This is a genomic window from Paeniglutamicibacter sulfureus, assembly GCF_030512175.1.
GTDB classification, from domain to species: Bacteria; Actinomycetota; Actinomycetes; order Actinomycetales; family Micrococcaceae; genus Paeniglutamicibacter; species Paeniglutamicibacter sulfureus.
On record NZ_JAULBL010000002.1, the window covers coordinates 2602290 to 2614433 of the forward strand.

Annotated in this window: 12 protein-coding genes; 4 read left to right on the forward strand and 8 right to left on the reverse strand. The window is 66.8% G+C overall.

The window, feature by feature from the left end; all coding sequences use genetic code 11:
- The first annotated feature begins 232 nt into the window (after positions 1 to 232).
- On the forward strand, positions 233 to 715 hold the full coding sequence (locus Q2T94_RS18505; protein ID WP_302266100.1) for a Rossmann-fold NAD(P)-binding domain-containing protein: 483 nt from the start codon (positions 233 to 235) through the stop codon (positions 713 to 715).
- A gap of 87 nt (positions 716 to 802) precedes the next feature.
- On the opposite strand, the gene era is transcribed toward Q2T94_RS18505, so the two are convergent.
- From era to Q2T94_RS18525, 4 genes are read right to left on the reverse strand one after another with little or no spacing between them, the layout of a single operon-like run.
- Complete coding sequence (gene era, locus Q2T94_RS18510) at positions 803 to 1774, reverse strand: GTPase Era (protein ID WP_372342869.1); 972 nt, start codon at positions 1772 to 1774, stop codon at positions 803 to 805.
- Positions 1771 to 3081, reverse strand: a complete 1311-nt coding sequence (locus tag Q2T94_RS18515) for a hemolysin family protein (RefSeq protein WP_264268924.1) — start codon at positions 3079 to 3081, stop codon at positions 1771 to 1773. The genes era and Q2T94_RS18515 overlap by 4 nt, the downstream gene beginning before the upstream one ends.
- Positions 3081 to 3554 (reverse strand): rRNA maturation RNase YbeY, encoded by a 474-nt coding sequence (gene ybeY, locus Q2T94_RS18520; protein WP_302266101.1) that lies wholly within the window; start codon positions 3552 to 3554, stop codon positions 3081 to 3083. The genes Q2T94_RS18515 and ybeY overlap by 1 nt, the downstream gene beginning before the upstream one ends.
- Entirely contained in the window at positions 3551 to 4666 is a 1116-nt protein-coding gene (locus Q2T94_RS18525; RefSeq protein WP_302266102.1) for a PhoH family protein, read from the reverse strand. Before Q2T94_RS18525 ends, ybeY begins: the two co-directional genes overlap by 4 nt.
- A 425-nt stretch (positions 4667 to 5091) precedes the next feature.
- Between Q2T94_RS18525 and Q2T94_RS18530 the strand changes: the two genes are divergently transcribed.
- Positions 5092 to 5973, forward strand: a complete 882-nt coding sequence (locus Q2T94_RS18530; RefSeq protein WP_302266103.1) for a GerMN domain-containing protein — start codon at positions 5092 to 5094, stop codon at positions 5971 to 5973.
- A 103-nt stretch (positions 5974 to 6076) separates the two neighbouring features.
- On the opposite strand, the gene Q2T94_RS18535 is transcribed toward Q2T94_RS18530, so the two are convergent.
- From Q2T94_RS18535 to hrcA, 3 genes are read right to left on the reverse strand one after another with little or no spacing between them, the layout of a single operon-like run.
- Positions 6077 to 6880 (reverse strand): 16S rRNA (uracil(1498)-N(3))-methyltransferase, encoded by an 804-nt coding sequence (locus Q2T94_RS18535; RefSeq protein WP_302266104.1) that lies wholly within the window; start codon positions 6878 to 6880, stop codon positions 6077 to 6079.
- Positions 6877 to 8010, reverse strand: a complete 1134-nt coding sequence (dnaJ, locus tag Q2T94_RS18540; RefSeq protein WP_302266105.1) for a molecular chaperone DnaJ — start codon at positions 8008 to 8010, stop codon at positions 6877 to 6879. Before dnaJ ends, Q2T94_RS18535 begins: the two co-directional genes overlap by 4 nt.
- A gap of 49 nt (positions 8011 to 8059) precedes the next feature.
- Positions 8060 to 9073, reverse strand: a complete 1014-nt coding sequence (gene hrcA, locus Q2T94_RS18545) for a heat-inducible transcriptional repressor HrcA (RefSeq protein ID WP_264268930.1) — start codon at positions 9071 to 9073, stop codon at positions 8060 to 8062.
- 280 nt (positions 9074 to 9353) lie between these two features.
- Between hrcA and Q2T94_RS18550 the strand changes: the two genes are divergently transcribed.
- Both Q2T94_RS18550 and Q2T94_RS18555 read left to right on the forward strand, forming a co-directional pair.
- On the forward strand, positions 9354 to 10208 hold the full coding sequence (locus Q2T94_RS18550) for a DUF3097 family protein (protein WP_302266106.1): 855 nt from the start codon (positions 9354 to 9356) through the stop codon (positions 10206 to 10208).
- Positions 10209 to 10408: 200 nt separating this feature from the next.
- On the forward strand, positions 10409 to 10822 hold the full coding sequence (locus Q2T94_RS18555; protein WP_302266107.1) for a DUF4870 domain-containing protein: 414 nt from the start codon (positions 10409 to 10411) through the stop codon (positions 10820 to 10822).
- A gap of 91 nt (positions 10823 to 10913) precedes the next feature.
- Here Q2T94_RS18555 and hemW read toward each other — a convergent pair whose 3' ends face one another.
- Positions 10914 to 12143: a radical SAM family heme chaperone HemW gene (gene hemW / locus Q2T94_RS18560; protein WP_302266108.1), complete on the reverse strand. Its 1230-nt coding sequence runs from the start codon at positions 12141 to 12143 to the stop codon at positions 10914 to 10916.
- Position 12144: the final 1 nt, after the last annotated feature.

Below are 12144 nucleotides of genomic sequence, written 5' to 3' on the forward strand. Positions count from 1 at the left end.
GCACGAACACCGAATGTGAGTTGACGGATAAATGTGTCAAATGCCGGACACCGGGTGGCCTGGCGCTGCCGCTTCGCTGCCCTGTGGGCCATCGCGGCCAATGACCCGGTGGACGGCGAACCGCCGAGGGAAGAGCAGGCTGGCCAGTGTGTTCCCGGTGCGCCCGCCGGTGCCGCACTGTCCAGCAGGGCGGGGGGGGGTCCTGCGTGCCCACGAGCTGCGGTTGCCTCCCGTGACGGAATCTGTCGGCCGTGCGGTTGACATTCCTGACCCGGGACGGCGCGCAGGGCGTGTTTTCGGTTCGGTGGACCGGCTGCTGGAATTGTGTCCCGAGCATCCGTACGACGACGTCGTCGCGCGGGTCGTCATGCCTGGATGGCACCACGGACGGACCGTGCTGGTTGGGGACGCGTGCGCTGCGGTGTCGCGGCTTGCGGGCCAAGGCGGCTCGCTGGCCATTGCCGGGGCCCTGCTGGGTGACGTGCTGGGCCCGGTGGACTCGGCGGCGGGGATCGGCCAGGCCCTGGCGGCATTCGAGCGACGGTGGAAACCCCTCGTGGACGTGGCGCAAGCCTCCGGGAGGCGGGCCGCCTCGTCGTTCCTTCCCGCCAACAGGACCGGCCGGCTACTGCGCCGGTGGATCATCCGGGCCACTCACCTGCCAGGGATTGACAGGCTGGTGGCGCGGATGATCGTGGGCCGGATCGCCAGGTAGGCCGCGCCTGCCCACGCAACGGCCCCGTGCACGGTCCCCCGAAAGGGTGGCTGCGCGCGGGGCCGAATATCCAGGTGGGCTGCAGGACTAGAAGCCGAGCTTGCCCAGCTGCTTGGGGTCGCGCTGCCATTCCTTGGCGATTTTCACGTGCAGGTCAAGGTAGACCCGGGTGCCAAGCAGCGCCTCGATGGCCTTGCGCGAACGCGTTCCCACGTCGCGCAGCCGTGCCCCGCCCTTGCCGATGACGATGGCCTTCTGGCTGGAGCGCTCGACGTACAGGTTCACCCGCACATCCAGCAACGGGCTGTCCTCCGGGCGTCCCTCGCGGGGAACCATTTCCTCCACGACCACGGCCAGGGAGTGCGGCAGCTCGTCGCGCACGCCCTCCAGGGCGGCCTCGCGGATCAGCTCGGAAACCATCTTCGCTTCCGGCTCGTCCGTCAGCTCCCCGTCCGGGTACAACGGCGGGGACAGCGGCATCTGCGCCACCAACACGTCGGCAACCTCGGAGACCTGGAAGTCCCCGGTGGCGGACACCGGGACCACTGCTGCCCAGCCGCTTTCGCCCAGGGTTTCGACGCCCAGCTGGGTGACTGCCATCAGCTGGGCCATCAGCGCGGCGCGGTCAACGGTGTCGGCCTTGGTCACGATCGCAACGATGGGCTTTTTCTGCAGCTGTGCCAACTGGGCGGCGATGAACCTGTCGCCCGGGCCGATCTTCTCGTTGGCCGGCAGGCAGAAGCCGATCGCGTCGACCTCGGAGAGGGTGTCGGCAACCAAGTCGTTCAGGCGCTGGCCCAGCAGCGTGCGCGGGCGGTGCAGGCCCGGGGTGTCGACCAGGATCAGCTGCGAATCCTCACGGTGCACGATGCCGCGGATGGTGTGGCGGGTGGTCTGCGGCTTCGAGGAGGTGATGGCCACCTTCTGCCCCACCAGCGCGTTGGTCAGCGTCGACTTGCCCGCATTGGGGCGGCCCACGAAGGAAGTGAATCCGGCGCGGAAGTCCTCGGGCCAGCCTCCGGTGGGCAGCATCTGTGGCTTCTTGATGTTCCGGCTCATGATTGCTCCTTGTGATGCCCTGCATCTTTGGCGGCGGATTGTTCGCCGGTCGTGGGTGGTGTTGTTTCCTTGCGCACCAGGATCTTGCCGATCCGGTTGCGTCGGCCGCTCAGTGAGAGGACCTTCATTTCGATGCCTTCGAACGTGGCGTGGGATCCGAGCACCGGCACCGATTCGAGCACCTTTCCCAGCAGTCCGCCCACCGAGTCGACTTCGTCCTCGTCGATGTCGATGTCGAAAAGCTCCCCGAGTTCGTCGATGGAGGTATGGGCGCGCACCACGAAGCTGCCATCGCCCACCTCCTCGATGTCGACCTTTTGCCGATCGTACTCGTCGTCGATCTCGCCAACGATTTCCTCGATGAGGTCCTCGAGGGTGACCAGGCCGGCCGTTCCGCCGTATTCGTCGATGACAATGGCCATGTGGGTGGATTCCTGCTGCAGCTCGGGCAGCAGTTCGGCCACGGACTTGGACTCCGGCACGTAGCGTGCCCTGCGCGCCAGATCCTCGACCTTGTCGGTGCTCTCCGGGCTCAGGTGCAGCTTGTAGGCCACGTCCTTGAGGTAGACGATGCCAAGGATGTCATCGGTGTCCTCCCCGATGACCGGGACGCGCGAGCAACCCGAGGCCAGGAACAAGTCCATCGCGGCCTTCAGGCCTTCGCCCTTGTCGATGGTCTTCATCTCGGTGCGCGGCACCATGACAGAACGGACGTAGGTGTCGTCCAGGTCGAAGACCGAGTTGATGATTTCCGCCGTCTCGTCCTCCAGCGCGTCACCCTCCGTGGCCCTGTCGACAAGATCGCGCAGGCGTTCCTTGGACAGGAAGCCATCCTCCTCGGCGACCGAGCGCGGGCTCATGGCCTGGCCGATGCCCACCAGCCAGGTCGGGATGGGCCCGAGTACCACGCGCAGGAAGCGGATCAACGGCGCGGTGTAGCGCACGACGGTGTCGGCGTGGCTGCGTCCCAGGCGTCGCGGAGACACCCCGACCAGCACGAAGCTGACCGCCGCCATGGTGACGGTGGCCAACAGCCCGGCCAGCCAGATGTTGCCGAGGCGGTCCAGGTAGAGGATGGCGACTGCCACCGCGGAGGCGGTCTCGAACCAGATCCGCCAGAAGCGCACCGCGTGCGTGTGGCTTTGGGAATCGGCGAGGATGTTCGCCAGGTGCGGCGAGGCGTAGTCGTTGCGCAGGGCTTCGGCCTGCTGCCGCGAAAGGTAGAGATAGGCCGATTCGGCGGCCGTGAGCAGCGCGGCGCTGAGGATGAAGACCAGCGCACTGAGCGCGAGAATGACCGCGGTCACTAGTCCATCGTCTCCCGGGGAGCCGGGCGGCCCAGGAAGTCCTCGAGCAGTTGGCGCTGGAGGGAGAACATGATCTCCTTTTCCTCCGGCTCGGCGTGGTCGAAGCCCAGCAGGTGCAGCATGCCGTGGGTGGTCAGCAGCAGGATCTCGTCCTCCACGGAGTGCCCCTGGGCCTGGGCCTGGGCGGTGGCGACCTGCGGGCAAATCACGATGTCACCGAGCATGCCTGCCTCCGTGGGCGAGCCGGGGACGCCGGGGCGCAGCTCGTCCATGGGGAAGCTCATCACGTCGGTGGGGCCTTCGAGGTCCATCCACTCCACGTGCAGCGCGCTCATGGGCTCTTCATCGAGCAGGATGATGGAGACGTCCGTTTCCGGGTGCACATAGAGTTCCGCCAGGATATGGCGTCCCAGCGCGCTGACGCGCTCCAGGTCCGCCGCAACCGCGGATTCGTTGTTGACCTCTACGCTCATGGGGATTGCTCCTGGTTTTCGGGCGCGGGGCCCTGCTGTTTCTTTTCGGCCGCGTGTTCGGGGTTCTTCGAGGTGCCGGCGCGACGGCGGGCACGCGCCTGGGACCGGTTGAAATTGGGGTCCTGGCGCACCGTCCAGCGTTCGTAGGCGCCGACGATGGCACCCACCAGCCGGTGACGGACCACGTCGCTGGCGTCCAGTTCACAGAAGGCGATGTCGTCAACGCCCTCGAGGATCTCGGTGACCACACGCAGCCCGGACTTGGTGCCGCCGGGAAGGTCGACCTGGGTGATATCCCCGGTCACGACGATCTTGGACCCGAAGCCGAGCCGCGTGAGGAACATCTTCATCTGCTCGGGCGTGGTGTTCTGCGCCTCGTCCAGGATGATGAAGGCGTCGTTGAGCGTGCGACCGCGCATGTAGGCCAGGGGCGCGACCTCGATGGTGCCGGCGGCCAGGAGCCTGGGCATCGAGTCGGGCTCGATCATGTCGTGCAGCGCATCGTAGAGCGGGCGCAGGTAGGGGTCGATCTTGTCGGTGAGCGTGCCGGGCAGGAAGCCGAGCTTCTCCCCCGCCTCGACGGCCGGGCGGGTCAGGATGATGCGGCTGACTTCCTTGGCCTGCAGCGCGGCGACCGCCTTGGCCATGGCCAGGTACGTCTTGCCGGTGCCGGCGGGGCCGATGCCGAAGATGACGGTGTTCTCGTCGATCGCGTCGACGTAGCTCTTCTGGTTCACGGTCTTGGGGCGGATGGCCTTGCCGCGGCCCGAGAGGATCTTCAGGCCCAGCACCGATTGGGCGTCGTCGGCGCCGGTGCTTTCCAGCATGCGCACCAATTGCTCAATGGTCTGGGCGGAAATGCGGGTGCCGTTTCCAGCCAGCGTGCGGGCCTCGGAAATCACGCGCAGGGCCTTGTGGGCCTGGACCGCGTCGCCGCTGACCTTCAGCTCGTTGCCGCGGACGTGCAATTCCGCCAGCGGATAGGCTCCCGTGATCACGCGCAGCAGCTCATCGTGCGCACCGAGCGTGGCGACCATTTGGTCCGAACTGTCGAACTGGACCAGGGCGTCGGTTCCCCGGGGCTGGCCCACTTGGTTCAATTGTTGGTCCATATGACTGTTGAAGCCTCCGCATTCCGTGCCGGCGAATGGCGCCTGCGGTCGTTCCGCGGCCAGGGTTCCCTGCACTTATCCAATCCTATCGTGGATGGAAGCGTCGGGACTTGGAAGTGCCGACCAGGACTACCCGTGTGGCGGCACGGGCGTGCGGCCAAGAAACCATATAGCGAATGGTTTGCAAATTGGGAAGGCAACGATTGGGGCACAACTTGCATCGATACATATCAATCAGGCAACAGTCCACGCGAATCGCGGATTTCCCGCCCTACCGGTCGTCAACCTATGCCAAGCTGGGGAAGGACCCACGGCAATCCCCCGCCATGCCGGTCCAGCCATTCGCCCCAGATTCCTGCAGAGAGCCCAGTATTCCGATGTCCCGTTCCAGCCGGTCCCCCCGTTCCCGCCTTGCGGTGCTGGGGATGACTGTGGCACTTGGTGCCCTGGCCGCGTGCGGGCTGGGCGTACCGGGCGAGCGGTATTCCATGCCGAAAGCGGCAACCAGCGTGCAGTCTCCTGCGCCGTTGCCGAGCGTGGAGATGGAATCACTGAACACCACCGCACACATCCCGGTGTATTGGTTGGCGGAAAACGACGGAACCGTCTCCCTGTACCGGGAGTTCGTTCGCGTCAAGGAGGCGGCCGATCCCATCGCCGACTCGGTGCGCTACATGCTCTCCCAAGAGCCGGCGGACCCCCGCTATTTCAGCGCCTGGCGCCCCAGCTCGTCCGTCGGCGCCTCAATCGGCCCCGACAACGTCATCACCTTGGACCTTTCGGCCAAGGCCTTCGGCTCGGACGTCGATGAGGGACTGGCCGAACGTTCCATCGCCCAATTGGTGTTCACGGCCACCGCGGCCGCGTCGAACGCCGGAATCCTCACCGAGGGACTGGAACCCACCGTGCGGATCCTCGTCGACGGCGAAACCGGCTACGAGGCCTTTGACCACATCACCCTGGACCACGACTTCGGGCGCGACACCGCGCTGGCCGCGCCGCTGTGGATCATCGACCCACAATTCGGATCCACACAGAAGGCCGGCCAGGTCACCTTCCACGGCGTGAGCGCGATGTTCTCCGGCGGCGAATTCTGGGAAATCACCCGCCGCGGCGAATCCGGCGACGAGGACACCGTTGTGGCCTCCGGTGCACTGCACACCGGCGGCGATGCGCTGGGACACAACGAATTTTCCTTCAGCTATGTGCTGGCCCCCGGCGAATACACGTTCACGGCCTGGGGCGTCGACGCGCAGACCGGCGGCCGCTCCGGCACCGAGTCCAAGGACTTCACCGTCAAGCACTAGGCCTTGCACCCCTGGCGCTTGGCGGGAACCCCACCAGCACAAAAAGATCCCCCTGTTCCCCGCCGGAAAAATTCCAGCGGGGAACGGGGGAATCCTTGGTGTCCTAGAGCTGGCCCAGCAGGTGCCGGGTGAGCACCAGTGCGGCAGGGCCGGCCGTGGAGGCGCGAAGCACATGGCTTCCCAGCAGGGCCACCTTGGCTCCGGCCGCGGTGAAGCGGTCGAGCTCGGCATCGGAGATCCCGCCCTCGGGTCCCACCACCAGTTGGATCTCCTGTCGCGTCCCGGATTCGTCCGGCACCGGCACGGGGGCGGCTTCCAGCCACCCGGCAACCACGGCCGCGAGGGACTCGGTGCCGCGTTCGTGCAGGACGACCACCAGGGCAGGAACCGGGCCCGAGACCCGTTCGGCGATGTCCCGGGCAAGCTCTGCACTATTGAGCATCGGGCGCACCTCGGGCAGGAAGGTGCGGCGGGACTGCTTGAGCGCGGCGAGCACCGTGCCCTCCCATTTGGCGAGGGCCTTGGCGGCCTTCGCGTCGTTCCAGCGCACGATGGCCCGGTCCGACTGCCAGGGACGCACCGCGTCGATGCCCAGTTCGACGGCGGACTCCACCGCCTGCAAATCCCTGTCCCCCTTGGCCAGCGCCTGCACCAGGGTGATGGCCACCGGCTGCAGCGCCTCGGCTTCGAGGGCGCGCACCGTTGCGACAAGTGCCGCCTTCTGCGTCGCGGTGACCTCGGCGACCGCCCGCACCCCCGAGCCGTCGACCAGGTCGATCATTTCGCCCACGCGGACGCGCTTGACCGTCACCGCATGGTGGCCCTCGGGGCCGTCCAGCTGCAGCTCGGCGTCTACCCGCGCATCCTTGAGCTCACCGGGCGACAGGAAGAAGCACTGGTTGCTCATGCGCCCAGGTTGCCCAGCTTCCCGCGCAGCCGCGAGAACATTCCGCCGCTGTTTTCCATGCGCCCCTCGGCGAATTCCTCGCCGCGGAGCTTGGCCAGCTGCTGAAGCAGCTCACGCTGTTCGGAGTCGATCTTGGTGGGGGTCTCCACCTGCAGGTGGACGATGATGTCCCCGCGCTTGCCGCCGCGCAGGCGCGGGACGCCCAAGCCCGGAAGCCGAACGGTGTCCCCTGTCTGCGCGCCGGATTCGACCTCGATGACCTGGGAGCCGTCGAAGGTCTCCAGGTCCAGGTCCGCGCCGAGGGCGGCGGCCGTCATCGGCACGTTCATGCGCGCGTGCAGGTCAACGCCGTCGCGTTCGAAGATCTTGTGCCGGCGGACCTCGATCTCGACGTAAAGATCGCCGTTCGGTCCGCCGCCCGGGCCGGCCTCGCCCTGGCTGGCCAGGTGGATGCGGGTGCCGCTGGCAACGCCGGCGGGAACCTTGAGCTGCTTGGAAATGCGTTCGCGGATGCGGCCCTGGCCATTGCAGTCGATGCAGGGGTCGGGGATGGTGGTGCCGAAGCCGCGGCAGGCGGCACAGGTCTCAACCGTCATCATCTGGCCCAGGAACGAGCGCACCGGGCGCTGGACCTGTCCGGCACCGTGGCAGATGGTGCAGGTGACCGGGGAGGTGCCCGGACGGCAGCAGCTGCCCTCGCAGGTCGGGCAGGTGACTGCCGTTTCCATCTCCAGCGGGTAGACGGTCCCGGCCACCGCGTCGGCCAGGTCGATGGTGGCGGTGATCAACGCGTCGCGGCCGCGCTGGGTGCGCGAAGCAGGACCCTGGGCTCCGCCGCCGCCGAAGAACTGCTCGAAGATGTCACCGAAGCCACCCCCGCCGAATCCTCCGCCGCCGCCGAAGCCGGTCTGGCCGTTGCCGTTCTCGTTGCCCGTGGCATCGTAGTTGGCGCGCTTGTCCGCATCGGAGAGCACCTCGTAGGCGCGGGTGACCAGCTTGAACTTCTCGCTCGCGTCCTCGCCGGGGTTCACGTCCGGGTGGAGCTTACGGGCCAACTTGCGGTAGGCCTTCTTGATTTCCTCGCCGGTGGCGTCCTTGCTGACGCCCAGGACTTCGTAATGGGTGCTCACAGTGCTCGCTGTGTCCTTTCGTACTTCAAGAAATATGTTACGACCCGCATTAGCCGGCCAGGATTCGGGAAAGATATCGGGCGACGGCGCGAACCGCGGCCATCGAGGTGGGATAGTTCATCCGCGTCGGACCCAGCACGCCGATCATGGCCTGTTCGCCGGGACCGTATCCGGTGGCGACCACCGAGGCCTCGGTCAGGGCGCCGTATTGGTTTTCCGTGCCGATCCCCACGGCAATGCCATGGGCGTCCTGTTCGAGCTCGGAGAAGAGGCGCAAAAGCACCACCTGTTCCTCGAGCGCCTCCAGCACCGGGGTGATGCTCAGCGGAAAATCCAGGTTGGCGCGGGCCAGGTTCGCGGTGCCGGCGGTGAGGATCCTGTCCACCGAGGAATTGCGCGCCAGGGCGCCAAGGGCCTCGGCCAACGCACGGACCGCCGGTGCCAGGCGCGGCTCGACGAGTTCCGGGACGCCTTGGGCGAGCCGGACGACGTCGGATATCGGCTTGGCGTCCAGGACGGAGAGAAGCACCGCGCGCAGTTGCTGCAGGTCCGACTCCCCCAAGGAGGGCGGGAGCAGGATCACGCGCTGTTCGACCTTGCCGCTGGAGGCGATGAGCACCACCAGAGTCTGCCCGCCGCCCAGTCCCACCAATTCGATGTGGCGAACGGTGGCGTTCGAATAGTGCGGCACCTGGATCAGGGCAACCTGCCGGGTGATGCTGGCCAGCAGCCTCACGGTGTTTTCCAGCACGTCGTTGACGTCGTGGGATCCCTCGAGCAGCGCCGCGATGGCGCGTCGTTCCGCGCCCGAGAGCGGCTTGATGTCCCCGATTTGGTCAACGAAGTGCCGGTAGCCCTTTTCGGTGGGGATCCGCCCGGAGGAGGTATGCGGGGCCACGATGAGCCCTTCCTCCTCCAGCGATGCCATGTCGTTGCGGATCGTGGCGGCGGAGACGCCCAAATCGTGGCGATCGAGCAGGGCACGCGAACCAACGGGCTCCCGTGACTGCACGTAGTCCTCAACGATGGCTCGAAGGACTTCGAGCCTACGTGGTTCGGTCATTCTCACCTCTCCCAGCAAGCCGGATCACCATGGTCCCGGGGGCAGTGTCCACACCCCCGGCCGCGCACCGAGGCCCGACGGCAGGCATTGGCACTCGACACGTTCAACTGCTAAGTCTAATACCTTTCGCATCCCTTGTTAGCATGGTTTGGTCCGTGACCGCGATGCCGCGTTCGACACATCAGCCAGTGGGAGGGCGGAACGCTGCCCGGCCCCTGGCAAACGAATCCGCTGCGTACATGGGTCCGGGACCTGTTGACCACTAGCTGAAAGTGACACGATGAGCTACCACGGCTGGGGCGCCCAGGACATCAGCGCCCCCAGGAAACGCACACTGCGCAAGGTCCCGCTGGCCCGCGGCCTGCTGCTGGAGGACGTGGAAAGCGGATGGGTCGGCGAGGTGGTTCGCACCGAAAAATCCGGCGGCATGCGCGTGATGGTTCTCGAGGACCGCCACGGACGCACCAAGTCCTTCCGCGCCGGCTTCGGCTTCCTGCTCGAGGGTGAGCCGGTGGAAATCATCGAACCCGCCGCCGCTCCCCCGGCTCCCCAGGGAACCGCACGCAGCGCCTCCGGCTCGCGCATGGTCACCGACCTGAAGGCACGCACGGCGCGTGCCAGCCGCGTCTGGGTCGAGGGCAAGCACGATGCCCAGCTGGTCGAGAAGGTATGGGGCCACGACCTGCGCGTGGAGGGCATCGTCGTCGAACCGCTGCACGGCGTCGACGACCTTGCCGGTGCCATCCGTGCCTTCGCGCCCTCCCCGCAGCGCAAGCTCGGCATCCTGGTCGACCACCTCGTGGCAGGAACCAAGGAGGCAAGGATCGCCGCCGAGGCGATGCGCGTTCCCGGCGCTGCCGGCAACGTACTGATCGTCGGGCACCCCTACGTCGATGTGTGGCAGGCCATCCGCCCCTCCGTGCTGAAGATCAAGGCGTGGCCGGTCGTGCCGCGCGGCACCGACTGGAAGACCGGCATCCTCAAGGGGCTGGGGTGGCCGCACCAGGAGCAGATCGATGTCGCCCAGGGCTGGGAGAGGATCCTGGGCCAGGTGCGCTCCTACGCCGATCTGGAGCCGTCGCTGCTGGGCCGGGTCGAGGAAGTCATCGACTTCCTGACCGCCGGGGACCACTGACCCGCCCACCCGCACGTGAGGTTGATCACCGCGTCGACGCGAACGGGCACGTGGGACCATCGGGGATAACGCGGAATCCCGGCCAAATCCGCCAGCTGGTCCCAATTGCGCAACGAACGGCATTTCGTGTTCGCCGGTGTCACCCGATTGGGGATAAACTGGCCAACGGTTCAACCAACCCAACGAAGAGGACATCAGCAGTGGTAAACGAGGCACGAAATGCTCCCGGCGGCGACAGCCAGTCGGATCGATTCGAAGGTTCCTCGGCCGCGCCCCTGCCCCTGACCCCCTCCGAGGACCGCCAATGGGCCACGATCGCCCACTTCGGCGCGATCCTGGGCTGCATTCCCTCCTTGGTCATTTACGCGGTCTTCCGGGCGCGCGGCCCGTTCACTGCCCAGGAATCCAGGGAAGCGCTGAACTTCACCTTCCCGCTGACCGTCCTGGCCATCGTGCTGCACTTGTTCTCGATGATCCCCGGGATTGGCTGGATCTTCGCGATCCTGGTGGTGGCCATCTGGCTCTTCCTGACCATCAGCGGAGTGCGTGCGGGAATCAACGTCAACAAGTCCCGCCCCTACCGCTACGGATTGAACCTGCGCCTCTTCCGGTAGCAGCGAAACGTCCAAAAAAGGAAGGTGTGGTCGAAAGCCCCTCGGGGTTTCCGACCACACCTTCCTTGGTGTCCTGCCAAATCGCCCGGGACTAGAAATCCAGCAAACGCCGCAGCACGGCATCGGCCAGCAGCCGGCCCTGCAGGGTGAGTACGACCCTCTTGGCGAACGCCGCCTCGGGCACCACCAATCCATCGGCGATCAGCCCGGCAATGGCCGTGCGGCCCGCAGGCTCAAGGTCCGCGGTGTCCATTCCATCCACGATGCGGGTCAGCAGCATGGCCTTCTCCAGGTAACGCGCCTCGGCGTCAGGTGTTTCCCGTCCTGCCGCCGGCGAGGTGCCGGCGTCGATGCGCTGCTGGTAGGCGGCCGGATGCTTCACGTTCCACCAGCGCAGCCCGCCCACGTGTGAGTGCGCGCCGGGGCCCGCTCCCCACCAGTCGCCGCCCTGCCAATAGGCAAGGTTGTGCAGGCAACGCGTGGATTCGTCCTTGGACCAGTTGCTGACCTCGTACCATTTGTAGCCGGCGGCGGCAAAGAGCTCGTCGGCGATCAGGTATTTGTCGGCGTGGTCGTCGTCGTCGATGTTGGCGACTTCACCGCGGCGGATCTGCCCGGCCAGCCGGGTGCCCTCCTCGATGATCAGCGCATAGGCCGAAATGTGGTCGGGATCGTAGGACAAGGCCGTGGCCACGCTGGTGCGCCAGTCCTCGACCGACTCCCCCGGGGTGCCGTAGATCAAGTCGACGCTGACCTGCAGGCCGGCGTCCTTGGCCCACTGCACGGCTTGGCCAACCCGCGCGGGGTCATGGGTGCGGTCAAGGGTCTTCAGGACGTGCGGGACCGCCGACTGCATGCCGATGGACACGCGGGTGAACCCGCCGTCGGCCAGCAGCTGCAGGGATTCGGGCGTCACCGAATCCGGGTTGGCCTCGGTGGTGACCTCGGCGTCGGGCGCCAGGTCCCATTGGGTGCGGATTTCGGCCAGCACCCGGACCAGGTCCTCGGCGGGCAGCAACGTGGGGGTTCCGCCGCCGAAAAAGACGGTGGAGACCTCGCGGCGCGGCACGCCCGATTCCTCCAGGGCCTTCGCGCCAAAGGCGATTTCCGCGGAGACCGCCTCGGCGTAGGTGTCCTGGCTGGAGCCGGATCCCAGCTCGTGGGCCGTGTAGGTGTTGAAGTCGCAGTAACCGCAGCGCACCGCGCAGAACGGAATGTGGACGTAGACCGAAAAACTCCGGTCCACGGCGCCCTCGGCGCAGGTTGCCGGAAGCAACCCGTCCGACGGCGCCGGGTCCCCGAGGGGCAAGGCAGAAGGCATT